This is a genomic window from Natronorubrum texcoconense (genome assembly GCF_900100335.1).
Taxonomy (GTDB): Archaea; Halobacteriota; Halobacteria; order Halobacteriales; family Natrialbaceae; genus Natronorubrum; species Natronorubrum texcoconense.
The window spans coordinates 1,125,073-1,147,789 of sequence record NZ_FNFE01000001.1; the positions used below are offsets into that span (position 1 = coordinate 1,125,073).

Here is a 22,717-nt window from a genome sequence, read left to right on the forward strand (position 1 = left end):
CGCGCTCTCGAGTCGGACGAGTTATCGATCGGTATCAGTGGAATCGCCGTCCCGCTCGACTGGTCGGTCAACCTCGGCATCGACCCCTGCACCCCCGCTCGAATCGGTCGACGTGGTCGATTCGTCACTGGTCACGTCGGGCGATTCGTCACTGGTCACGTCGGGCGATTCGTCACTGGTCTCGACGCTCGAACCGTCGCCAGTGTCGGCCGGGACCTCTCGAGCGCCGTCACCTCTCTCGTTCAAACCTTCGTCCGCATCCGTCCGAATACCGGTTTCTTCCTCCGTGTCGACGGCCGGATCTTCGGTCTCCTCGTCGTCCTCGAGCCCCGGTTCCGCGTCCGTCTCCGCGGCCCGTTCTCGAGCGAAGGCGTCGAGCGTGACTTTCGCGCCGCCGAGGACGACGGGACCGACGAACAGTCCGACCGCGCCGAAGACGACGATGCCGCCGAAGATACCGACGACGATGATGGCGGAGTTCAGGGCGCTCGTCCGACCGATGAGCGCGGGCCGCAGGTAGGTGTCGGAAGCGCTGACGATCGAGCCGTAGACGACGAGCGCGACCGCGCCGACGATATCGCCGGCGACGAGCAGGTAGAGCGAGACCGGAACCCAGACGCCGAACGCGCCGATCAGCGGGAGCAGCGCGAGGACGAACGTCATGACCGTGAGCAAGACGACGGCCGGGACGCCGAGGACGGCCAGCCCGATTCCCAGCGCAACCGCCTGAATCGCCGCGACGACAACGTTGCCGACGACCGAGGCCCACATGAGCTGGTCCAGATCGGCGAGGAGCTCCCGCTGAATGTCGTCGTCGATCGGGAGGACGTGACGGATCCAGGCGACGAGTCGGTCGCCGTCTCGCAACAGCGCGAAGAGGACGAACACCGTCACGGTGAGCCCGATGAGCAGCCCCGGCAGTCCGCTGACGAGTTCGATCCCGCTCGTCGCGAGCCCCTGTGCCGCCGTCCCGATCGGCTCCTGATACGTCTCGAACAGTTCGATGAGATCGTCGGGTTGGCCGATTACCTCCAGTCGACGCTCGACGTCGGCCATTCCGAGCGACCCCTCCTGGACGGCCGTAAGCAGTTCGAGGGCCTCCCGGAGCGCGACCGCGAGAACGTACAGCATCGGCAGCAGTATCGCGAGAATCGCGACGACGACGAGCGTGAGCGCCGCGGTCATCGATCCGACGGAGCGCTCGAGGCGGCGCTGGGCCGGCATGAGAATGTACGCGAGCACGACGCCGAGCAGGATGTACTGCAGATACGGGAGGAGAATGAGCGTCGCGAGGATGGCACTCACGAGCGCGAGGAGGGTCAATCCGGTCCGTTCGGAGAGCCACTCCGGTCGGCTGGATCGATCGGTCATAGTCCACCATACGGTCACCTAACAGATTACTGCACTGGAAGATTCTCGCTCGACGTAGCCGACTACGCCTCGTCGTCGAGCAGCGAGCGCGAGGAGTTCGTGACGACCAACAGGCTGCTCAGCCCCATCGCGACCGCAGCGAACAGCGGATTGAGCAGTCCCGTCACGGCGAGCGGGATCGCAATGGCGTTGTAACAGAACGCCCACCCGATGTTCCCTTTCACGCGCCGATCGGTGGCTCGAGCGAGGTCGAAGACGGTGTCGACTGACGACAGATCGTCGTCGACGAGGGCGACGTCCGCCGCGTCGGCTGCCATCGCGGTGCCGCCGCCGAGTGCGATGCCGAGGTCGGCGGCCGCGAGCGCGGGCGCGTCGTTGGTTCCATCGCCGATCATGACCGTCTGACCCCTACGCTTGAGCCGTTCGACGGTCTCTGCTTTCCCCTCCGGCGGGACGCCCGCGAACACGCGGTCGACGGCGTCGTGCTCTCGGAATCGAGTCGCTGCGCGCGCATCGTCGCCGGTGAGGACGACGACCTCGGTCCCGGTCTCGGCGATCGCCGTCAGCGTCTCCGCCCAGCCCTCGCGCAGGTCGTCGCCGACGACGATCACGCCCTCCGCCGCCCCGTCTCGACCGACGGCGACCGGAACGCGACCGGTCTCGCGGCTCTCGGCGATCCGCTGCTCGATCGCCTCGGATACCGACCAGCCGCGGTCGCGAAACAGGTCCGGGTGGCCGACGACGATCTCCTCGCCGTCGACGACGCCGACGACGCCGTTTCGGTGGCTCTCGAAGGACTCGACGCGTTCGGCCGCAGCATCGTCGCCATCGGCCGCGTCCGGGTCGGGGTCGGTAACCGCAACGGCGTCGGACTCGACGGCACCGCCGTCGGCGACCGGTCCCTCGGCGGCGATCGCCTTCCCGATCGGGTGGGCCGACTGGCGCTCGAGCGTCGCCGCTTGCTCGAGCAGGTCGTCGTCGCAGTCGGCGTCGACGACCGTCATATCGCCGGTGGTCAGCGTTCCGGTCTTGTCGAAGACGACGGTGTCGGCGTCGCGAAGCCGCTCGAAGACGCTGTCGTCGAAGACGACGATCGATCGCTCGAGCGCGTCGCGGATCCCCGCGGCGACGGCCAGCGGTGTCGCAAGCCCCAGCGCGCACGGACAGGAGACGATCAGGACGGTGAGTCCGATGAGGAGGGCGGTAGCGAGCCCGGAGCCCAGGATGAGGTAGACGACCGTGACGACCGTCGCGAGCACGAGCACGAGCGGGACGAAGATCGTCGCCAGCTTGTCCGCGAGCTTCTGGATGCCGTGGGTCCCGCTCTGGAGGTCCCAGACGAGTTCGCTGATACGGTCGACGGTGCTCGTGGCGTCTTCGCCGACGCAAATCGTGAGGGAGCCGTCGGAGACCGTCGAGCCGCCGACGACGTCGTCGCCGCCGACTTTGGTAACCGGAAGGGACTCGCCGGTGACGACCGCCTCGTCGACTGCGGCCTCGCCGTCGACGACCGTGCCGTCGATCGGAATCCGCTCGCCGGCGCGGACGACCACGCGCTCGTCCGGCTCGAGGTCGTCGACGGCGACGTCCTCCGTCTCGCCGGTCTCGAGGAGTCGCCTGGCTTCGTCGACCTGGACGGCCGTCAGGTCCGAGAGGCGTTCGGTCGCCTTCCGCTTGATCTCGGACTCGTAGTAGCCGCCGACGGAGACGATGACGATGATCGCGACCGTCACGTCGTAGTAGATGTGCGGGCCGCCGACGACGATCGAGAGCGTGCTGTAGAGGTAGGCGCTGACGGCTGCGATCGAGACGAGCAGGTCCATGTTCGGCGAGCGCGTCTTCACGGCAACGTAAGCCCCTTGGAGGATCGGCTTCCCCGTTACGCCGAGAACGATCGTCGTGAGCGCGGCGATCATGAGGTAAAACGGCGTCGCGAGATCGCTTGCGAGCGCCTGCGTGAAGAACTCCGTCGTCCGTTCGTCGTAGAACAGCCCGCCGAAGTACGTCGGGTAGATGATGAGCAGGTACTGCATCATCACCGCCATCCCCATGAGCACGCCGACCGCGATCCGTCCCGTGGCCCAGTTGTCGGCCCGCCGGCGGCTGATCGAGTCCTCGCGGTCGTACGCGCTGTAGCCGAGTTGGCTGATTTCGGTTTTCAGCTCCTCGACGGAGGCGACCGCGGGGTCGTGGTCGATCCGGACTGTGTCGGTGACGTAACTGGAACTGACCGAACTCACGCCGTCGGCTTCGCCCGCGACCGACTCGATGAACGCCTCGCAGGTCGCACAGTACATGCCGTCGACCTCGAGGAACGTCGTCTCGTAGCCATCGGGGACGACTCGGTCCTCGGAGTCGTCCTCGCTCGAGTCGGTTCGCGCGTCGCGGACGTCGTCGGCCTCGACCGCGTCGATATCGCCGAGGGCGTCGTACACCTCGCGACAGCCCGCACAGCAGAACGCCTCGCCGCCGGCGGTCACGCCGCTCTCTTCGACGGGGAGTTCACACAGCGTACAGGTGGATTGATTCGACATGGATGATCGTGAGTTCCGTGAGTGTCGTCAGTGGGATTCGTGGCTACCGGCTCCGAGGCCGTCGTAGAACGGCAGTTCGGGGTGTGGAACGTGGATTCCCAGGCTCATCAGCCCGTGGGCGAAGAGGACGTAGCCCAGCGCGACGAACGCGACGCCGAGCAGTCGGTGGACCCGGCGGCGGTGGGCCACGTCGACCGAATCGATGATCGTCCCGTAGGCGAAGACGGCCGGCACCGTTCCGATTCCGAGCGCCGCGAGCGCGAGCGCGCCGCTGATCGGCGAGCCGGTCGCGAACGCGTAGAGGAACGCCGGGTAGAGGATCGGACAGGGGAGCAGTCCGTGCACCGCGCCGAGGCCGACGATGCCGGGGCCGTTCGCGAGTCGGTCGACGCGTCCGGCGAGCCAGCCGGTGAGTCGCTCGAGACCGGGAAAGGAGATCCCGCCGGTCGTCCGCCCCAGCGCGTAGTAGACGCCCGTTACGATGACGAACGCGCCGACGAGAAGCCCGACCGCACCGCGGGCGACGTCGACGGCCGGCGTCAACTCGGCGGTCGTGACGAACAGCAGACCGCCGAGGGCGCCGAAGGCGGCCCCGAGGAGGGTGTAGCTCGCCGTCCGGCCGAGGTTGAACAGCGCGTGCTGGCGCACTTCGTACATCGAGAGGTGACCCGCACGCCCGGCGCTCGAGGCGGTCGCGGTCGTCCCCCCGTCGGTCGCGGCGCCGTCCATCCGACTCGCGTAGACGGTCACGAGCGGGCCGCACATTCCGATACAGTGGGCACCCGCGAGTAGCCCGATGAGCAGGAACAGCGCGACGTCGACGCCGAGGAACGTGAACGGGTCCATAGCTTCACTCTCGAGGTGGTCGTTGGTCGACCTAGTCAGCCAACGGTGTAGTGCGTTTCGCTCGAGGAACGGGTTTCGATGATCGTACCTCAGGGTATGTCTATCAGTATCGCTGAAGTCGTTATCATTCAGACTAACCAAACCGCGTACAGTGGCGCACGCTGTCGGCCGACCGAACGAGTGTGAGGTCGGCCGACGAAAACGTGCGAGGGATGAGCGAACGACCGGAGGGAGTACGCGAATCGGCTGGGGAGGATGTGGGAATCATCGCCGCCAGCGGCAACAACACGCTCGCCCTCTCTAAATCCTCATAAAAACAACCCCGCTCACTAAGCTACTCGACGTATCGGTACTTCCGTTCGCCCATTCGCCCCCAGCCGTCGAAGACGAACTCGGACTCGGGCGCGGTGAACTCCTCGACGTCGACGTCCATGTCGTGGTTGTGGACGTCGTGGATCTCCTCGTAGTCGTCCCAGCTCATGTCGTACCGGTTCTCGAGCTGTTCGTCGACGTTCAGCGCCTCGATTTCGTCCTTCCAGCCGTCCTGGATCGTCTCCGCGTGGCCCTCGGCCTGCGCGCCGGAGCCGTAGGAGCCGACGAGGAGTTTACTCCCCGCGAGGTCGAGGTCGTTCTCGAGGCCGTGTTTCAGCGCGCTCACGCGGGCGACGTGGACCGAGCCGGTGTACCAGTTGCCGACCTCCCGGGAGAGCGTGAGGGTCGGATCGATCGTCGCCTCGTACCACTCCTGGTAGGTCTCGGTGTCCTTGAGCGCGTCCATGTACTCCCGCAGCGCGTCGTGGAACGCTTCGTCGTCGTCGAACGCTTCGGCGCGGGGCTGGCGACCGATCTCCTCGGCCAGTTCGTCCTCGATGCTGGTGTCGCGGATCATGTGCCGGTAGACCAGCATCCCGGCCTTACGGACCATCCCCGGGAACGGGGTGTGGAACGGGATGTAGGCGAACTGATCGGGATGGGTTTCGCCGGCGACGCTCTCGAAGTCTTCGAGTGCCTCGCGCATGCGGGCGAGGTACACCTGCACGGAGCGTTTGCCGTCGACGGACGGGAACTGCTGGTTGGGTTTGAGGAAGTCCGTCTCGTCGGCCGAGCCGTAGCCCTGTTCGGTCGAGAGTTCGACGAGGCTCGGATCCTCGCTGATGAGCATCGCGACGGCACCGGCACCCTGGGTCGCCTCGCCGGCGTCACCGCGGGCGTACAGCGCCGTGTCGGTGGCGATGACCAGCGCCGAGCGACCGCGATTTCGGCCGGCCTGGATCCAGTTGAACGCGTCGTCTAAGCTCTGCGTTCCGGCGATACAGGCGAACTTCCGTTCGCCCTTGTTCGCGTGGTGGAAGTCCTCGCCGTAGACCTGCTCGAGACAGCCAGCGACGTACGTCGAAACCGGTTTCGAGTTGTCGAACGCGCTCTCGGTCGCGACGTCGATGCGGCCGATATCGTCGGGCTCGAGGCCCTTGCGTTCCATCAGCCGGTGGGCGGCGTTTGCCCCCATCGTGACGATGTCTTCGTAGCTGTCGGGGAACGAACTGGCGTTGAGACCGAGTCCTTTCGTGTACTTTTCGGGGTCCTCGCCCTTCTCGGGCGCGAAGGTCCCGGGTAAGTCGAGTTTGAGATTCCCGGTCCAGATTTCGATGGCGTCGATACCGACTGCAGTCATGCATCGACAATGCGGACCGAGATACAAGATATTGTCGTTCGACATTTCGACGTGTGTCGAACTTACCGCCGCAGTCCGCGACCCCTTCTGCAGGACCGATTAGCCAGCGTACTCGACCGTCGTCGTTCGAGTACCCTCGCTCTCGCCGTTCGAGACGGTGACGGTGACCGTGTACGTCTGTGCGTCGGGGTTTCCAGTTTCCCTGAGTTCGGTCTCCCCGCTCGCGGTCGTCCCGGAAACGTCGACCCGTTCGCTGTCGACCTCGTCGCCGGCTTCATTTTCGAGCAAGACCGTTACCGTCTCGAGCGCGCCGTCGGTGTCGCTGACCGTCCAATCGACGTCGAGTTCGACCTGATTTCCGCTCCGGTCGTCGACTGCTAGTTCGTCGACGCTGAGCGTCTCCGGTTCGGCATCGACGGTGACGGTCGCCTCGTCGGACTCTTCGCCCCACCCGTCGGCGATTACGGTAATCGTCCGTTCTCCCGCGTCGCCGCTGTCGGTGTCCCAGGTGAGCGTCACTTCGCCGTCCTCGTCGACCGACGTTCGGTCGACCTCTTCAGCGTCTATCTCGAGCAGAACGTCGGCCCCGATGGTCTGTCTGACGTCCGCGGTCACCTCGAGCGTCTCGCCTTCGGTCACCGGGGCGTTCGTGCCGACGATTTGGACGTCGAGCCAGTCGCCGAGTTCGTACACGTCTGCGGTGCTGACGATACCGTCTGCATCCTCGTCGGTCGTGCCGCGCACGTCGATTTCGGGCGAGTCGTCGTCTTCCGTCCGGTAGGTCAGGGTGACCGTCTCCATCTCGCCGCTCCCGATCGTCACCTCGCCGCTGTCGACCTCGTCGAACGCACCGTTTCGGTCGCCATCGACCAGCAGGGAGACGTTCTGCGTTCGGTCGTCTTCGTGCAGGTTCTCGACGGTAACCTCGACGTCGAGGTCGGTGCCGGATTCGACGGGATCCCGGGGCTCGACCGACCGAACGACGACGCCCTGCCTGACGTCGACCGTGATCGAATCGCCGCTCCCGCCGCTCGAGACGAACAACTCGAACGTCCCGTCACCCGTCGCCTCGAGTTGGACCGTGCCCGCGTCCCGGTCCTCGTCGAACGACTCGATCGTTACGTCACCGGCGCTATCGTACGCGAAGTCGAACGATGCCGCTTCCACGTCCGCGACCGCCTCGAAGCTCGCGGTGGAGCCGGTGCTGAGGTGATAGTCACAGCCCGCTCCGTCATCACAGGTGGTCGCACCGCTACTGGGACCATCGAAGGAAACGTCGTACTGGCCGGCCGTTCGGTCACCGTCGTCGGAGGAACGGTCGCTTCCGATACTGAATCCGCCGTCCGAGCTGCCGCCGGAACCGACCCCGACGCGGGCGATCTCGAGTTCGAACTCCGCTTCGAGTTCGACCGTGACCGTATTGTCGTCGGGCTGGCTGTCGACGTGGCGCACGCCGTCGGCTTGGTCGATCTCGGACTCCCAGCGGTCGATCAGCTCGGTCGGGAGCGTGAGTTTCGTTCCGGGATCGAGCGTTTTCGTACGCGCCGAATTGAGGGACTCGACGCTCACAGACGCTGTTCCGGACGTCTGTTCGTGGAGTTCGCCGTCGAGGAGCAAGAGCGTGATGCGATCGCTGCCGATCAGCTGTTGCTCGCCGACGGTGACCGCCGCGTCGTCGAACTCGTTGTAGACCGTGGAGTGTTCGACGACCGTGCGCGGCGCGTTCTGGTACTCGTGGTAGCCGGGTTCGTACACCAACTGGCGCGTCTCGAACGTATCGTCCGCCGCCGAATTCGGATACTCGATCGTCACGTTCGATTCCGGCTCGATCGTTCGCAACGTTCCCGTCGGATGTGGCGGATTAACGGCGGCGACCCGCGACTCGTACTGCGTCCCGAGCTCGACCGAGACGCCCCGTGTGGCACCAGTCGTGCCGGTGGTCAGGATCGAATCGCGCAACTCGAGGAGATCCCCTTCGATCCGCTCGCTGTGGTCGAACTCGACCCCTCGGTTCTGTTCCGGAACGGCGTTGACCTGGTAGAGCGCGAGCGCGGAGAAGACGATCGCGAGCAGCAGTATCGCCCCGATCTGGACGGTGACTGCTCGGTCGTCTCCCCGACGTATCATACCCGTGAATGATCTCCACAGTGTAAACGTGTACTGGCCGCCACGGGCCGCGCGGCGTGTGAACCTGTCGCGGCTGACGGTATCCGCTCGTCCCGACGACGGCACTCGTGTTGTCGACCCATCGGTCGGTTGTCCGACGGTGAAGGGAGTGGCTTACTATGTGCTGGCTCGGGCTACCAGCAGTCGAATGAGACCCGCGGAAGAGCGGTTCACGAGGCATCTGGTCGAGGGCGAATCGGTGCAGAATCTCGTGCCCGGGACGCTGCTCGAGGATGCCGTTCGCGGCACCGCAGCGGTCGGTGCGACCGACCGCCGGATACTGTGCGTTTCGAAGACCGGCGAGTTCGTCGACGTCGGCTACGACTACATCTGCTCGATCGAAAGCCAACGGCGAGCCAGAACTGAGTATCGGCCCGGGGACGAGAACGACCGACTGCTCTCCCTTCTGGGTGGGATCGTCGGGCTGGCCGCGCTCGCCCTCGTCGTCGCCGCCAACGTCCCCGTCGACGCGTTCGGTGGTTCCCTTTCGGTCGGTCTCGCAACCGCGACGGTCGGCGTCGCGGGCGCCGTCGAACACGTCCGCAGGCAGCCTGCTATCGGCCGAGCGTACGCACCGGTGTTCGTCGGCGCCGGCATCTTCTCGCTCCTCGCGCTCGTCGGGGTCGCGCTCGTCGTACCGAACGTGTACGTTCCGCTGTACCTGCTCGTGACGCTCGGCGGGGGCGGACTGGTGGCCTACGCGGCCCGTCACCGAACGCACCTCAGCGGCCCGGGACTCGAGCGTCATCGCGAGACCCACCTCAGTATCAACACGATCGACGGCGAGACGGTACGGATCGCAATCGACGCCGAGACCGATTTCGACCGCGAACTCAGCGCGTGCGTTCACCGGTACGAGGGCTCGACTATCGATCGAGCCATCGCTGGAACTCCAACGGAGTGAGCTCGGTCTCACATTCGCCCCCGTCGAGGCGCGCGAACGCGTCGATAAACGGATGCCGGTAGCTATCGCTTACCACGCTGGGGTCGGTTCGTCCGCAAAATAGTCGGCGATTACGGATCGTTCGGTTACCGCGCGAGAGGGAGAGCGGCGCTCGTTTGCCGTTCCCGTTCCCGACAGTCAGTCATCGTCGGTGTCCGCGGTGGGTTCGGAGTCGCTCGAGGCCATCTCGCCGGAGCTCGGGACGTCGACTTCGTCCTCGTCGCGCAGGAACAACGATCGCTGGGTGCCGAACGCGAGCGCCATCGAAGCGACGGCGATCAGCGTGATGACGGAGAACGGACCGCCGGTGATGATCGCGGCCGCCTGCAGCGCTTCGACGCCGCCGGTGACGATCAGCAGCGACGCGAGGGCACCGATAAGAAAGCCCCAGATGACGCGGTTGACCGTCGAGGGTCGCTGTGCGCCGCCCGTGGTGAGCATTCCGAGCGCGAGCGTCGACGAGTCCGCGGACGTGATGAGGAACAGCAGCACCAGCAGGAGGAACATCGCGGTCAACAGCCACCCGAGCGGCAGGGCCTCGAAGAGCGGATAGCCGGCGCCGGCTTCGTCGAACGTCGCCATCGCCGAGAGGATGTCGGCTTGGCCGTCGTTCTGGAGGTAGATCGCCGTCCCGCCCATCGTCGCGAACCACGGGATCGTGATGCCGGTCGACGCGAGCACCCCCGTCGCGGCGACCTGCCGGACGGTTCGACCCCGCGAGATTCGGGCGATGAACAGCCCGACGAACGGCGTCCACGAGAACCACCAGGCCCAGTAGAAGATCGTCCAGTCGCCGACCCAGCCCGAGACGCCGCCGTTGCCCGTTTGGGCGGTGCCGGTGTAGAAACTCATCTGGACGAACTGGCTGATGTAGGTGCCGAGCGCTTCGGTGCCGATCGCCGTGATATAGTTGGTCGGACCGAGCAGGAACGTGACGATAGTCAGCAGTCCGAACAGCGACAGGTTGACGTACGAGATTCGGCGGATTCCCTTCTGTACCCCGAGTGCGACGGACGCCGTGAACGCGACGGTCATGCCGGTGATGATGAGAACCGTCCCCAGATCACCGACGGAGACACCCGTGGTCCACTCGATACCGACCAGGAACTGGCTGCCGACCAGTCCGAGGGTCGTTGCGACCCCGCCGATCGTCGCGAACACCGCCAGGATGTCGACGGCTTTCGCGAGCGGCCCGTCGAGGTTGTCGATGCCGATCCAGGGCGCGAGCACCGTCGAGATCCGCATCGGTGCGTCGTACCGGTACGCGCAGTAGGCGATCGGCAGGGCGACGACGACGTACGCCGTCCACGCCGAGACGCCCCAGTGGAAGAACGTGTACTGAATCGCCCCGACGGCCGCCTCGGAAGACTGCGGATCGGCGCCGATAAACGGCGAAACGTCGTCGTAATGCGAGACCGCCTCCGCCGGCCCCCAGAAGACGATTCCGGCGGCGATCCCGGCCGAGTACAACATCGCGAAGTACGAGAGGAAGGCGAACTCCGGCTCCTCGTCCTCCTCGCCGAGTTTGATGTTCCCCCAGGGACCGAAGATGAGGAAGATGACGAACGCGACGAGGAAGAACATCACGATCAGATACCACCAGCCGAACCCGGTCCAGATGACCTGGTTCGCGCTGTCCATGTACCCCGTCGCCGCATCCGGCGCGACGACGAAGGCGATCACCGCTGCCACTGCGATCGCGAACCCGACACCGAACACGACGGTGTCGAGTTCCTCGAAAAAGCCGTCCGCTGGACGTTGTCGATCTGAGTCAGTCATTGAATAGGGGGAGTGTGGCGTCGTTGTGAGTGTTGAGCGGGTCGAGTATCGAGCGTCTCGAGTATCCGAACATCGAGTACGGACAAGTGTGCTGGGCTTGCACCGATGAGGAGATATCAGTGTTGCGAATCGGCCCCAAGTGTCCAGATCTCGAGAGATAGGACTGACGGATCTCGCCGGTCGTTGCAGCCGACCTGAGAGGGACTCGAGCGGTGTTCCAATCGGTGCCGTCCGCTATCGGTTTCTGCTGAACTCATCAGTAAGAGCGATCAGTTTCGGGATTGCCGCCAGAATTCGCGTCGTACTTAGTCGCTGATGAACTTGTTATCTCGCCAGTTGACGCCGCTCTGTCCCGAGGCGTTCTCGCCGGGGCCTTCGACGACTTCGATGTCGGCCGGCCGGGGTTCGCCCTCCACGATTCGGGTCGCCTCGAGGTCGCCGTCGCGCTCCGAAATCGCGGTCAGCGTTCCCTTCTCGGCGGCCTCGGCGATCCCACAGAGAACGAGGAACATCTGGTACTGTAACAGCGAGTTCTGCAGGACCGTCTCGCGGTCGCCCTTGAACGCTGCGAACTCGACGAGTTCGGACTCGATCTCTTCTTCTTCTTCCTCGTCCCAGCTAAAGGACTTCTGCCGGCGTTCGTCCGGATCCTCCTCGTAGACCCGGTTTTCGGTGACGCTGGCTTTCAACTGGGCCGTCGGCGTGTACTTGCTGACGGACTCGTCCTCGGCGACGGCCTTGAGAATGAGCGTGTTGTTTCGCCGCGTTATCTCCACGTCGGCGACGCCATCCGGGTACGTGGCCTCGTCGATGTGTTCGCGAAGCTCTTCGAGGGGCAGTTCGAGGGTCGAGTGCAGCCGATATACGTGTCTGGATTCCTCTGTTGACATAGTGGGATGGTCTGCGGCGATAGTCGCTGGTGGCTAGTACGGGTGCGTGACTTATATGACCTGCTATTGAATACGTGGCCGAATTAGCCGGATAAATTTAATCGATAGTTCCGCGTTCGGATTACGCCGTCTCGAGCGTCTCGGCCAGTTCGCCGCGCTCCTCGAGTTCCTCGAGTACGTCCGAGCCGCCGACGAACTCGCCGTCGACGAACGTCTGGGGGATCGTCTCCCAGCCGCTGTGACGGTTGAGGGCGGTGCGGTACTCGTCGAGCGACTCGAGGACGTCGACGACCTCGACCTCGTCGCGGTGCTGGGAGATGAGCCCGAGCGCCTTGCGGGAGTAGCCACACTGGGGCATCAGTTCGGTCCCCTTCATGAAGAGGACGACCTCGTTGTCGGCGATGAGTTCGTCGACCTGTTCGTCGACTTCGTCCTGATCGAGACCCTGATTCGGTGGGAAGTCCATACTCGACACATGTCGACGAAGGGGGATAGACCTTGCGTCATCCCCTCGAACGCGGTGTCGACGACGACAACAAACGGAGTCAGGCCGGATCGAGACGGACGATCCGGTCGTCGTCCTCGAGCGGAAACCCGTCGCCAGCCCGGCCATCCCGATTGGACGTGAGTATGTAGAGCAACCCGTCCGGGCCGGGTTCGACGTGTCGAATCCGACCGAACTCGCCCTCGAAGAGGGTGTGAGCCGTCGCCTCGAATCGGTCGTCGAGCCAGTCGTCGTCGTACCGAGTTCCGTCGCCGGATTCGGCAGAATTTTCGGCTCCGTCGTCCGCCGGCTGCAACGCCACCGCGTACAGCGCGTTCGACGTGAGTCCGGCGACGAAGACGTGATTCTCCCAGGTCTCGATCGTCTCGTCGTCGTAGAACGCGAGCCCGGAGGGTGCCCACGTGGTTTCGGGACCCGTGTTGACCACCGGCGGCGTCGCCTCGTCGTGTTCGTCGTAGCCGTCGTAGTCGGGATCGTTCGGTCCGCCGCGGAGGAGATCCCAGCCGTAGTTACCGCCGGGTCGGAGGATCGACAGCTCGTCTCGAGCGACGGGACCGTGTTCGGCGATCACCGGCGTCCCCTGCGGGGTGAAGGCGATCCCCTGCGGGTTTCGGTGGCCGAGCGTGTACGTCCGCGGATCGCCGTCGTCGCCCCAGTCGACGGACTCCGAAGCGGGGTCGCCGTCGGGCGTCACTCGGAGCACCGCGCCGGCACGAGAGCCGGGGTCCTGCGTGAGTGCGGGCTCCTCGGCGTCGCCCGTCAACACCCAGAGCGCGTCGTCGGGACCGAACGCGATTCGGCCGCCGTTGTGGGTCGTCGCACCCGGTATGTCGTCGAGAATCGTCTCGAGGTCGTCGCCCTCTAGGTCGTAGCGAACGACACGGTTTCCGGTCCCGTCGTCGTCGGTCGTGTAGTAGACGAACAGCTCGGATGCGTCCGGATAGTCGGGATGGACGGCGATTCCGAGCGTGCCACCCTCGCCGGGGGCCGCTCGGTCCGGGAGATCCTCGGCCTCGAGAATCGTCTCGCCGTCGTCGGGACCGAGCGGCGTCTCGTCGGCCGCGGCGAGAGCGTCCGCGTCGAACCGACGCACGCCGCCGTCGCGTTCGGTGAGGAAGGCGTCGTCGTCGGCGAACGTGAGGTCCCACGGAATCTCGAGGCCAGCGACGACCGTCGTCGCGTCGACGTCGTCCTCGGTGGGCGTGGCGTCCGCCGGACGCCAGTCTGGTTCGGACCAGTCGTCGTCCGGCGTCGCTTCGGGCGTGACGAGCTCCAGGCCGTCGGAGTCGACGCCCGTGAGACAGCCGGCCAGCGGGGCGAGCGAACAGCCGGTCGCCGCGAGCACGCGCCGCCGTGTCGGAGGCATACTCGACACGAGGGAGTCGAGACGTGTGAACGCTACGGTGAACTCGAGTCGATCCGACGCGATTCCGAGGAGCGCAAAAAGGGGTCAGTCCGCGGCCGCCGCGGGCGACTCGCTCTCGGTGCGTACCGAACGCCAGTAGCCCTGGACGTACGCGCCGACGAACATGCCGGCGATTCCGTACAGAATAAAGATATTCCCGACGCCGAGGCTGGCGTAGGCCGCACCGGGACAGATTCCCGAGAGCCCCCAGCCGACGCCGAAGATGCCGCCGCCAATGACGACGTTCGTGTCGAGCGTTTTGAGTCGACGGCCGTAAATCGCCCCCGTCAGCGGCGCTTCGCTGCGGAACTGCTTCACGCCGAAGAAGGTGATTCCGGTCACGACGGCCGCACCGAACATGACGAACAGCAGTCCGAAGTCCTCGAACTGCAGGAAGTTCAGGACGACCTCTGGTTGGGCCATGTGACTGAATCCGAGCCCGAAGCCGAAGATCAGTCCGCCGACGAACACCAGCGGCAGGAACAGCGGGTGTTGCTCGTGTTCGGCTGCCATCTACGGGTTCACCCCCGTTGCCGCCACCAACTGGGCGACACCGATCGCTACCAGCAGGAACGTCGTGACGCCGACGAACGACGCACCCGAGGCCGACCCGACGCCACAGACGCCGTGACCGGAGGTACAGCCCTTGCCGAGTCGGGTCCCGATCCCGATGAGGATGCCGCCGAGGAACAGCCGCCAGGGCTGGACCTCGGTCAACCAGATCGTTACTCCGCCGACCTCCCGGAGTTCGCCGGTGGTCGCACCCGGTTGGAGGCCGCTCGAGAGAAGCCCCGACTGAAAGGTCAGCGCGTAGACCGCCGCGCCGGCGACGATCCCCAGCGTGAAGACGACGCGCCAGTCGCGGGACGTACGATACCGTTCGAACCGGGCGAGACTCGAGCCGTAGGAGAGCGTCGACTCGAGGAACGTACTCGCGCCGGCTGGAATGCCGGTGCCGAGGTAGATCACGGCGACCCCGAGACCGACGAGCAGGCCGCCGATCACGTAGTGGCTGATCCCGTTGGGGAACAGCTCCGCGAACATGGCGACGATAAGCGTTGCAGTCATCGTTCTTCGGAAGGAAGTGTGGGGGTATCAAAGCTATCGACGCGGGGAAAATTGTGTCCATCTCGGACCGTCTCGCGAGCGGATCGACGCGATCGGAGGGCGGCGTCGTTCGAAGCGGCCGGCGTTCCAGTTCGTTCGAAGCGGCCCGTGTCCCGACTTAGCTGCTCTCTACGCCAGCCGGTAGTTTGGCGACCGAGAGCCAGAAATCGGTGTACACCCCGATAGTGTCCATGAACTCGCCCGGCTCGACCGCCTTGTGGAGGCAGGCGTTCGCGTGTTTCTCGTAGGACCGGACGACGTCACCTTCGTCTTTCGAGCCGGTTAGGACGGTGACGGGAATGTGCTTGAGATCCGGATCGCCTTTCACCTCCGTCAACACGGTCTCGCCGCTCGTCCGCGGAATGTTCCAGTCGAGTAACACCAGGTCCGGTCTCGGCGCGGCCGCATGATCGCCGCGCCGATAAAGAAAGTCCATCGCTTCGTCGCCGTCGGAGACGACGTGGAGCCGATTGGGGTTCGGACAGTCCCGAAGCGCTTCCTCGACGAGTCGTGCATCCCCCGGGTTGTCCTCGATCAACAACAGCTCTGCTGGCCGCGTCGGATGCGAGGACGAATCGCTCATACCCCGGTCGTTCGGTCCGACGACGGATGAAGGCACTGCCTGAACGTGGTGACTGTCTCAACGATCGCACCGATAGTTGCGGCAACTGGTCGCCGAGTACGGAGCAGTAGGTCGGGGGAATCGCACGCTCGAGCCGGAACGGCCGGTCCCCTCGAGACGTTGCAAACGCACGCAGTGCTGTGGTCCAAGGACTTTAGGTGTCCCACCTATGTCCGTGTGCCCTGTGGGGTACGGTAGTGGAGATGGATCAACGGGACGCGTTTCGAGTGCTCGCCAGTGCGGACCGACAGTTCGTTCTCCACGAGTTAGTCGATCGCGACGGATCGGTATCCGTCGACGAACTCTCACAGGCGGTCGCCGCGCGGCGACACCGCGTTTCGACCGAGGCAGTGAGCGACGCACAGGCCGACCGAGCACAGGTCCGACTGGTTCACCTCCATTTCCCCCAACTGATGGACCGAAATATCATCACCATCGACTGGGCAGATGACGAGGTTTCACTGGCCGACACCGAGCACGTCGACGTCTTGCTCGATGCCGCCGAGGAACTCGAGCCGTGGCCGCCGAGCGATATGCCGGGACGGTACTCCTGGTGACATCCTCCCCGGCGTAAAGGGCGGGACTCTCGTCTTGATTCAGGTAGCTCCGATATCGGTCGTCGATCCGACGGCTACGCGAAACGTCGAAACTCAGTCCGCGGCCGGCGACGGTGTCAACTCGTCGATCTTCTCTGCGGCGTAGCCGAAGACGTTTCGATAGCCGTTCGGTGACATGAGCACCGGGTAGAACGGCTCCTGTGCGACCTGCATATCGCCGTCGGCGGCCGCGAACGGATCACCGGGCTCGACTTCGGCGAAGTTGTCGACGAACACCTCGTAGGTGTCGGCTCGCTCCTTCCGAATAACGTCGGTGAGACGGTAGACCGGCAGATCCCGCGCGACCGTATCGCCGGGTAACGCGCCGACGGCCGTCAGGAATGCTCGCGTCAGGCGGTCGGCGTTCTGGGCGGCCGTCTCGGAACCCTGCAGCCCGCACTCGACTTCGATCGTGTCGATCTCGGAGAAGAGCCGTCCCTCCGCGAAGTTACTCGTTTCGACCATCGCTGCCACCGGGAGCTGTGGGACCAGTTCCCTCGCCGTCTCGCTGAGTTGGTTGACGATCGCGAACGGCTCGGCGTGGCTCTGCGTCGAGTGCATCGAGAACGCCAGACAGCCCTCGAGTTCCTCGATGAGTTCGTGTGCGAGCCGGCCTTCGTGTGTCTCTGCGTCTGTACCGCCCGGGAACGCGCGGTTGAGATCCTCGTCGACGAACCGTACCTGACGCTCGAGCGCCGCCTCGTTGACGACGACGAGTTTGACGGGTCGTTCGACAGTCGGGCGTTCGTCGAGCAGCCGTTTGACGGCGCGGACGCCGCAGGGTTCGTCCCCGTGGACGCCCGCGACGACGGCGATCTCCGGCGTTCCCGACCCGAGCTGTGCAACTCTCATTATCCAATAGTTGGTCTCGGTGGCCAAAGGCGATTCGGTCTCTCACGCACGCGAGAATTCACCGAAACGGAAACGTCGTCGTTTGTCACGGTACAGTGTGCCATCGATACGGGCAGTCCGCTCTCGGAAACCGTCGATCTGTCACTCCTCGAGCCCGTCGACGTACTCGAAATCGGCCGCTCGAGCGGACGGTCGCTCTCCGTCGATGGGGATCCGCCACTCGTCGATTCGGCTCGGGTCCTCGATCGCGTTCGTGAGCGTCGTCCGGACCTCGAGGACGTCCACACCGTAGTAGTCTCGAGGGATGCCGTGGAGGTACTGGAGTGCGGTTCGAAAGAGCGACCGCATTCCGTCGACGTTTCCTCGCGGCCGTTGCCCGCTCGCGGGTTCACCGTTCGATCCATCGAGACTCTCGCTACGTTCGCGCCTCGCACCGCTCGGGTGGTCCGCGGACCGTCGCTCCACGCTCTCGTCGAAATCGGCCCGTTTGTACGCGCCGGCGGCGACCTGGACCATCCCGTGGAGGAAGGCGCTCTCCTCGGTTCCGCGGCCGTAGTTGTACCACTCGAGTTCGAAGCAGTCGTGACTCTCGTGGTAGGCTCCGCCGTTGAACAGTCGGACGCCGTGGATCGTTGCGCGACGGAGCGTCGCATGTTCCCAGTGGCCCTCAGCGGCGTTCCAGCCCGCCGGCGTGGTACCTCCGGGTGGTGGGGTCACCGACGGGTCACTGGTGTGATCGTCCATACGTAATTGTGATCGAACAGACGGGTAATTCCATCGCCGTGGTCCCTGAGACGGTCCGCTGTGCCGACCGACCGGTGCAGCCGCGGTCGTCCTGCGGGTGCCCCGAAACTGACGGACAGCGGTCCGAACGAGAGGGGGCGAACCGCATTTAATGTGGCCAGTGCCATAGCCGAGGCTTTATTTCGGTTTGATACCTTCCCGCCGATAGATGAGATACCCCATCGGCCGATGTCACCACTGCGGGGAGCGGCTGTACGAGCACATCGAGGGCGATTACCAGTGTTTGAACTGTAACCGACGGTACGAATCTCTCGAGATCGAATCGCGAGCGGCCTGACACTGCAGGTTGCCGGGAGCGTTTCGAACGACTCAGTAGCGATGGGGCACAATCGATACCCGTCGAGATTCATTGGATCGAACGTGACAAGCGGGTGAGTAATTGGTCGGTCGCGAGTACACCGTCGAACGGGTCGTTTCCGAACGCCGAGTGACGCTCGGAGTGGGAGGCCACCCGTCGAAGTTGTGTATACAACCATCTTTCTCTTGCTAAAAGAGCTATTTTTGTCGCACGTGCAATCCCTCACGCCGTTACGCGATGCTGCTACTCCCACATTCGAGCGTTCGGCACACCATCGGCCTCGAGACGCAATGCAGCGACTCCGGGAGGACGACGGCCCGCTCGGAGGGGGTTTTGGAGAGCACGCAACGCAGATCGATCGATCGACGTACCACGCGCCCGTTCTCGCACAGGTAGCTGCGAACTGCGTTTCGTATAGCCAAAAACAGTGTACCGTTTCGGCGCGAGCCCGAACCGAACAGTTCGCGGACGTCCGATCGACGGTCCACACAGGTCATGTCACAGCATAGCGATCGGCCGAAAGTGGCTGCCCAGTGTTGTGAGTGTGGAGCCGTGTATTCGGCGTGGATTCTCTCCGACGAGACGGTACAACCGATCGGTCGGAAAGACGGCTGTCGATGCGGCGGTGATGCGTTCAAATCGATCTCGACGGAGTAAACGCTGGCAGCGGGTTGACACGGCGTACTACCGGCTTCGGTAAGTCACCGTCACTGACTTACGGGAACTGCCACCCCATCCGGTGAGTCCTCGACGCGTCTCCGGGCAGTTTCGACGACCCGCGTCCCCGGTTATTGGGGACGGTATAACGGATGTCAGTTACGAACGGCGTACCGATCGTAATTCTACTACCGAATAGGTTCGCACTCGAAACCAGTATTAGTTATCTTCCGAGGGAATAGGAACTGAAGGTGGTTATATGTGCGGCCGAGTCCGAACAACACTGTATGAACACGGCTGGCGACCAGGTCGGATGTCGGATGCGTCGCCGTTCGGTACTCGCGACGACCGGGACGTTCGCCGGGCTCGGTTTCGCAGGCTGTCTCGGGAGCACGGCGAATTCGGTGCGCGTGCTGGCAGCGGGGAGTCTCGCCCGGACCTTCGAGGACCACGTTAGCCCGGCGTTCAGGGAGGAGACGGGGATCGAGGTTCGCGGCGAGTACTACGGTGCGAACGCCGTGATGCGGATGGTCGAAGATCGGACCAAACACCCCGACGTCGTCGTCAGCGCCGACGCGACGCTGCTCCGCGATCGGCTGTACGGCGAGTTCACCGACTGGGACGTCGCGTTCGCGACCAACAGTATCGGGATCGGGTACGCCGAGGAGTCGACGTTCGGACAGCGTCTCGAGGACGGCGAGCCGTGGTACGAACCGGCTCGAGAGACCGACGAGGGCGACCTCGCGATCGGCGATCCGAACCTCGATCCGCTGGGCTATCGCGCCGTTCAGGCGTTCGATCTCGCGGCGACGGAGTACGGTCTCGACGGGTTTCGCGAGAACATGATGACCGTCGTCTACGAGGAGCCCGACGAGCCACAGCTCATGGTCGGCGTCGAGAGCGGTTCGCGCGCCGGTGCGATCGTCTACCGGAATATGGCGGTCGATCACGGGGTCCCCTTCCTCGAGTTCCCCGACGAGTACAATTTCGCCGACCCCGAACTGGCCGACCACTACGCGACGGCCGAGTTCACGACTGACGAGGAGGGGTACACCGCCGAAGGCCGACCGATCGTCTACAACGCGACGGTCACCGACGACGCGGACGAACCGGATGCCGGCCACCGACTGATACAGTTTCTCGTCGATCGGCCCGACCTCCTCGAAGAGGCGGGGTTGACGGTCGGATCGAACGTCCCCACCCCGAACGGCGACGTTCCGGAGGCGGTCGACGTATGAGCCGCTCCGAATCGGCTCGTCTCCGGCGAATGCGAGCACCAGAACTGCTCGTCCCGGCCGCGCTCGGCGGACTCATCCTCGTCTACTTTGCGCTTCCGTTCGTCACCTTTCTCTCTCGGACGGGGACCGCGACCGTCGTCGCCGGGCTGTCGACCCCCGAGGCACAGGTTGCGATTCGCAACTCGCTGCTCACCGCGCCGGTTTCGACCGCGATCGCGACGATTCTCGGCGTGCCGCTCGCGTACGTCCTCGCCCGGACGTCGTTCCCCGGAAAGCGCCTCGTCGAAGCGCTGGTGATCCTGCCGCTCATCGTCCCACCCGTCGTCGGTGGTGCGATGATCATTACTGCGGTCGGGCGGTTTACGCCGATCGGCTCCGCCGCGACCGCCGCGGGAATCCCCCTTACCGACAGTCTGATCGGGATCGTCCTCGCCCAGACGTTCGTCGCCGCGCCGTTCGTGATTATCACCGCTCGAGCGGGCTTCGGCGCCGTCGACGAACGCCTCGAGCAGGCCTCCCGGTCGCTCGGTTACGGACCGCTCGAGACGTTCTGGAACGTCTCGCTTCCGCTGGCTCGCGGCGCGATCCTCGCCGGGATCAGCCTGACGTTCGCTCGAGCGATCGGCGAGTTCGGCGCGACGATGATGGTCGCCTACAACCCGCGGACGATGCCGACGCGCATCTGGGTCGACTTCATCACCGGTGGGATCGACGCGACCGTCCCGCTCGCGCTCGCTCTGTTCGCGATCACGCTCGTCGTTCTCGCGGCCGTCCAGCGATTCGGTCGGGTTCCGACGGTGATCGATCGATGATGCTCGAACTCGAGTCGCTCACCCACCGATACGGGACCGAATCGGCCGTCGACGACGTCTCGTTCGGCGTCGCGGAAGGCGAACTCGTCGCGCTGCTCGGCCCGAGCGGCTGTGGCAAGACGACGGTCGTACAGGCGGTCGCCGGCCACGTTCGTCCGACCGCGGGCCGGGTGACACTCCGCGGCGCGGACGTCACCGACGCGCCGCCCGAATCCCGGCAGGTGAGCGTCGTCTTTCAACAGTCGACGCTCTACCCCCACATGACCGTGAGCGAAAACGTCGCGTACGGTCTCAGGGCACGCGGCGTCGAATCGGGCCCACGGGCCGACGTCGTGAGCGAGTATCTCGAACTGGTCGACCTCTCGGAACAACGTGATGCGTACCCGGCGGAACTGAGCGGCGGACAGCGACAACGGGTCGAACTGGCTCGAGCGGTCGCCCCTGAACCCGACGTGCTCTTGCTCGACGAACCGCTCTCGGCGCTCGACCGGTCGCTGCGCGAGCGCCTGCGTGGCGAGATCGCCCGTATTCAGCAAGAAACCGGCGTCACGACGCTGTTCGTCACGCACGACCAGGCGGAGGCGATGGCCCTCGCCGACCGACTCGTCGTGATGGACGACGGTAGCGTCGCCGGCGTCGGGGAGCCGCGGACGCTCTACGAGTCACCATCGACGCCGTTCGTGGCCTCCTTCCTCGGTCGGTCGAACGAGCTTTCGGCGACGGTCGTCAGACAGGAGCCGCTGACGTTCACAGTTGGGGGCCAGGAGGTCGTGCTACCCGACTCGAGAGCCGACGGTTCGATCGGTTCCGCCGTCTCGTGTCACGTTCGGCCGGACGATCTCACGCTGGACGCTGGCGGTGGACTCGGTTCGGACGGGCCATCGGTATCGTTGCCGGGAACGGTGGCCCGCGTCGCCGATATGGGCTGCCGCTACGACGTGACCGTCCGACTCGAGACCGAGGAAGAAGTTATTGTCGAGCGGACCGAGACGCCGCCAGCGACGGGCGAGTCGGTTTCGGTGGGGCTGCTCGCGGAGAACCTAACGATATTCGGTGCTGGTCAGCGCGACCGTATCGGTGTCGACGTCGCGAGGCTGTGAGTACGTCAGTAGCGACATCCCTCGCGACCGTGCTCTCGCCGATCTCGAAGGCCGTGCTGGTATTTGCCTTCCGAGTGTGCGAAGATCGACAGCATTCACGGACCCCTACGACCCGACCAGGAGGTCATCGTCGTCATCCTCGTCATCGTCGCCTTCAGTCTCCTCGATCGCCTCCTCGACCTCGTCCTGTGTTGCCTCCTCGAGTTCATCCTCCATTCTAGTGGTAAATACGAGTACGAGGTCATTATGACCGATGAGCGTTTTCACGGTCAGATAATATCATGCTTGACTGCTCTCGTCCAATACGTCGTACACGCGTTTTGTGATGGTCTCTGCGAAATGTGCTCCGTCAGGGATTTGAACCACGCGAAACGCTCGCTTCGCTTGCGTTTCTCTCATTCAAATTCCTTCCGTCCGCTTTCGCTCACTACGTTCGCAAAAATGCTCCGTCAGGGATTTGAACCCTGGTCATCGGCTCGAAAGGCCGAAATGATTGGCCGGACTACACCAACGGAGCCTA

The 22,717-nt window shown here is 64.7% G+C and carries 20 protein-coding genes and 1 tRNA gene; 6 read left to right on the top strand and 15 right to left on the bottom strand.

Features of this window, described 5'->3' with window-relative positions:
- Positions 1-21: 21 nt before the first annotated feature.
- The 5 genes from BLT08_RS05330 to BLT08_RS23340 form a co-directional block, all read right to left on the bottom strand.
- Positions 22-1,371: an AI-2E family transporter gene (locus BLT08_RS05330; RefSeq protein ID WP_090303709.1), complete on the bottom strand. Its 1,350-nt coding sequence runs from the start codon at positions 1,369-1,371 to the stop codon at positions 22-24.
- A 62-nt stretch (positions 1,372-1,433) separates the two neighbouring features.
- Positions 1,434-3,905, bottom strand: coding sequence for a heavy metal translocating P-type ATPase (locus tag BLT08_RS05335; protein ID WP_090303710.1), 2,472 nt, complete (start codon positions 3,903-3,905; stop codon positions 1,434-1,436).
- Positions 3,906-3,932: 27 nt separating this feature from the next.
- Positions 3,933-4,751 (bottom strand): sulfite exporter TauE/SafE family protein, encoded by an 819-nt coding sequence (locus tag BLT08_RS05340; protein ID WP_090303711.1) that lies wholly within the window; start codon positions 4,749-4,751, stop codon positions 3,933-3,935.
- Between the two features lie 334 nt (positions 4,752-5,085).
- Positions 5,086-6,423: a hydroxymethylglutaryl-CoA synthase gene (hmgB, locus tag BLT08_RS05345; RefSeq protein ID WP_090303712.1), complete on the bottom strand. Its 1,338-nt coding sequence runs from the start codon at positions 6,421-6,423 to the stop codon at positions 5,086-5,088.
- Positions 6,424-6,522: 99 nt separating this feature from the next.
- Positions 6,523-8,550 carry a COG1361 family protein gene (locus tag BLT08_RS23340; protein WP_090303713.1) on the bottom strand — a complete coding sequence of 676 codons (2,028 nt, stop codon included), beginning with the start codon at positions 8,548-8,550 and terminating at the stop codon, positions 6,523-6,525.
- A gap of 187 nt (positions 8,551-8,737) precedes the next feature.
- Here BLT08_RS23340 and BLT08_RS05355 point away from each other — a divergent pair, with 187 nt between their 5' ends.
- A complete protein-coding gene (locus BLT08_RS05355; protein ID WP_090303714.1) occupies positions 8,738-9,493 on the top strand; it encodes a hypothetical protein in 756 nt (251 codons plus the stop codon).
- A 177-nt stretch (positions 9,494-9,670) separates the two neighbouring features.
- Here BLT08_RS05355 and BLT08_RS05360 read toward each other — a convergent pair whose 3' ends face one another.
- The 7 genes from BLT08_RS05360 to BLT08_RS05390 all read right to left on the bottom strand — a co-directional run bounded on the left by BLT08_RS05360 (position 9,671) and on the right by BLT08_RS05390 (position 15,801).
- Positions 9,671-11,311, bottom strand: coding sequence for a BCCT family transporter (locus BLT08_RS05360; RefSeq protein ID WP_090303715.1), 1,641 nt, complete (start codon positions 11,309-11,311; stop codon positions 9,671-9,673).
- Between the two features lie 305 nt (positions 11,312-11,616).
- Positions 11,617-12,201: a DUF7110 family protein gene (locus BLT08_RS05365; RefSeq protein WP_090303716.1), complete on the bottom strand. Its 585-nt coding sequence runs from the start codon at positions 12,199-12,201 to the stop codon at positions 11,617-11,619.
- Positions 12,202-12,322: 121 nt separating this feature from the next.
- Positions 12,323-12,667: a glutaredoxin family protein gene (locus BLT08_RS05370; protein ID WP_090303717.1), complete on the bottom strand. Its 345-nt coding sequence runs from the start codon at positions 12,665-12,667 to the stop codon at positions 12,323-12,325.
- A 79-nt stretch (positions 12,668-12,746) separates the two neighbouring features.
- Positions 12,747-14,072, bottom strand: a complete 1,326-nt coding sequence (locus BLT08_RS05375; RefSeq protein ID WP_090303718.1) for a PQQ-dependent sugar dehydrogenase — start codon at positions 14,070-14,072, stop codon at positions 12,747-12,749.
- Between the two features lie 84 nt (positions 14,073-14,156).
- Positions 14,157-14,624, bottom strand: a complete 468-nt coding sequence (locus BLT08_RS05380) for a DUF6691 family protein (protein WP_090303719.1) — start codon at positions 14,622-14,624, stop codon at positions 14,157-14,159.
- Positions 14,625-15,179, bottom strand: coding sequence for a YeeE/YedE family protein (locus BLT08_RS05385; RefSeq protein ID WP_090303720.1), 555 nt, complete (start codon positions 15,177-15,179; stop codon positions 14,625-14,627).
- 157 nt (positions 15,180-15,336) lie between these two features.
- Positions 15,337-15,801, bottom strand: coding sequence for a response regulator (locus BLT08_RS05390; RefSeq protein WP_090303721.1), 465 nt, complete (start codon positions 15,799-15,801; stop codon positions 15,337-15,339).
- A 242-nt stretch (positions 15,802-16,043) separates the two neighbouring features.
- On the opposite strand from BLT08_RS05390, the gene BLT08_RS05395 reads away from it, so the two are divergent.
- A complete protein-coding gene (locus BLT08_RS05395; RefSeq protein ID WP_090303722.1) occupies positions 16,044-16,397 on the top strand; it encodes a DUF7344 domain-containing protein in 354 nt (117 codons plus the stop codon).
- Positions 16,398-16,490: 93 nt separating this feature from the next.
- Here the strand turns inward: BLT08_RS05395 and BLT08_RS05400 are convergent, their stop codons facing one another.
- Together BLT08_RS05400 and BLT08_RS05405 are read right to left on the bottom strand one after the other, a co-directional pair.
- Positions 16,491-17,288, bottom strand: coding sequence for a M14 family metallopeptidase (locus BLT08_RS05400; protein ID WP_090303723.1), 798 nt, complete (start codon positions 17,286-17,288; stop codon positions 16,491-16,493).
- A 141-nt stretch (positions 17,289-17,429) separates the two neighbouring features.
- Positions 17,430-18,032: a DUF309 domain-containing protein gene (locus BLT08_RS05405; RefSeq protein WP_090303724.1), complete on the bottom strand. Its 603-nt coding sequence runs from the start codon at positions 18,030-18,032 to the stop codon at positions 17,430-17,432.
- Between the two features lie 208 nt (positions 18,033-18,240).
- On the opposite strand from BLT08_RS05405, the gene BLT08_RS23565 reads away from it, so the two are divergent.
- The 4 genes from BLT08_RS23565 to BLT08_RS05425 all read left to right on the top strand — a co-directional run bounded on the left by BLT08_RS23565 (position 18,241) and on the right by BLT08_RS05425 (position 22,197).
- Positions 18,241-18,369: a hypothetical protein gene (locus tag BLT08_RS23565; protein WP_281245252.1), complete on the top strand. Its 129-nt coding sequence runs from the start codon at positions 18,241-18,243 to the stop codon at positions 18,367-18,369.
- Positions 18,370-19,334: 965 nt separating this feature from the next.
- The gene (locus BLT08_RS05415) at positions 19,335-20,285 is read left to right on the top strand and encodes an extracellular solute-binding protein (RefSeq protein WP_090303726.1); all 951 of its coding nucleotides are present in this window, start codon (positions 19,335-19,337) and stop codon (positions 20,283-20,285) included.
- Complete coding sequence (locus BLT08_RS05420) at positions 20,282-21,097, top strand: ABC transporter permease (protein ID WP_090303727.1); 816 nt, start codon at positions 20,282-20,284, stop codon at positions 21,095-21,097. The genes BLT08_RS05415 and BLT08_RS05420 overlap by 4 nt, the downstream gene beginning before the upstream one ends.
- Positions 21,094-22,197 (top strand): ABC transporter ATP-binding protein, encoded by a 1,104-nt coding sequence (locus BLT08_RS05425; RefSeq protein WP_090303728.1) that lies wholly within the window; start codon positions 21,094-21,096, stop codon positions 22,195-22,197. The genes BLT08_RS05420 and BLT08_RS05425 overlap by 4 nt, the downstream gene beginning before the upstream one ends.
- A gap of 442 nt (positions 22,198-22,639) precedes the next feature.
- Here the strand turns inward: BLT08_RS05425 and BLT08_RS05430 are convergent.
- Positions 22,640-22,714, bottom strand: a tRNA-Glu gene (locus BLT08_RS05430).
- Positions 22,715-22,717 lie beyond the last annotated feature (3 nt).

Coding starts and splice junctions, on each gene's coding strand:
- BLT08_RS05405 (WP_090303724.1), bottom strand. CDS start 18,032: ATGGACGATCACACCAGTGACCCGTCGGTGACCCCACCACCCGGAGGT.
- BLT08_RS05395 (WP_090303722.1), top strand. CDS start 16,044: ATGGATCAACGGGACGCGTTTCGAGTGCTCGCCAGTGCGGACCGACAG.
- BLT08_RS23340 (WP_090303713.1), bottom strand. CDS start 8,550: ATGATACGTCGGGGAGACGACCGAGCAGTCACCGTCCAGATCGGGGCG.
- BLT08_RS05335 (WP_090303710.1), bottom strand. CDS start 3,905: ATGTCGAATCAATCCACCTGTACGCTGTGTGAACTCCCCGTCGAAGAG.
- BLT08_RS05370 (WP_090303717.1), bottom strand. CDS start 12,667: ATGGACTTCCCACCGAATCAGGGTCTCGATCAGGACGAAGTCGACGAA.
- BLT08_RS05330 (WP_090303709.1), bottom strand. CDS start 1,371: ATGACCGATCGATCCAGCCGACCGGAGTGGCTCTCCGAACGGACCGGA.
- BLT08_RS05375 (WP_090303718.1), bottom strand. CDS start 14,072: ATGCCTCCGACACGGCGGCGCGTGCTCGCGGCGACCGGCTGTTCGCTC.
- BLT08_RS05390 (WP_090303721.1), bottom strand. CDS start 15,801: ATGAGCGATTCGTCCTCGCATCCGACGCGGCCAGCAGAGCTGTTGTTG.
- BLT08_RS05425 (WP_090303728.1), top strand. CDS start 21,094: ATGATGCTCGAACTCGAGTCGCTCACCCACCGATACGGGACCGAATCG.
- hmgB (WP_090303712.1), bottom strand. CDS start 6,423: ATGACTGCAGTCGGTATCGACGCCATCGAAATCTGGACCGGGAATCTC.
- BLT08_RS05380 (WP_090303719.1), bottom strand. CDS start 14,624: ATGGCAGCCGAACACGAGCAACACCCGCTGTTCCTGCCGCTGGTGTTC.
- BLT08_RS05420 (WP_090303727.1), top strand. CDS start 20,282: ATGAGCCGCTCCGAATCGGCTCGTCTCCGGCGAATGCGAGCACCAGAA.
- BLT08_RS05415 (WP_090303726.1), top strand. CDS start 19,335: ATGAACACGGCTGGCGACCAGGTCGGATGTCGGATGCGTCGCCGTTCG.
- BLT08_RS05340 (WP_090303711.1), bottom strand. CDS start 4,751: ATGGACCCGTTCACGTTCCTCGGCGTCGACGTCGCGCTGTTCCTGCTC.
- BLT08_RS05385 (WP_090303720.1), bottom strand. CDS start 15,179: ATGACTGCAACGCTTATCGTCGCCATGTTCGCGGAGCTGTTCCCCAAC.
- BLT08_RS05360 (WP_090303715.1), bottom strand. CDS start 11,311: ATGACTGACTCAGATCGACAACGTCCAGCGGACGGCTTTTTCGAGGAA.
- BLT08_RS23565 (WP_281245252.1), top strand. CDS start 18,241: ATGAGATACCCCATCGGCCGATGTCACCACTGCGGGGAGCGGCTGTAC.
- BLT08_RS05400 (WP_090303723.1), bottom strand. CDS start 17,288: ATGAGAGTTGCACAGCTCGGGTCGGGAACGCCGGAGATCGCCGTCGTC.
- BLT08_RS05365 (WP_090303716.1), bottom strand. CDS start 12,201: ATGTCAACAGAGGAATCCAGACACGTATATCGGCTGCACTCGACCCTC.
- BLT08_RS05355 (WP_090303714.1), top strand. CDS start 8,738: ATGAGACCCGCGGAAGAGCGGTTCACGAGGCATCTGGTCGAGGGCGAA.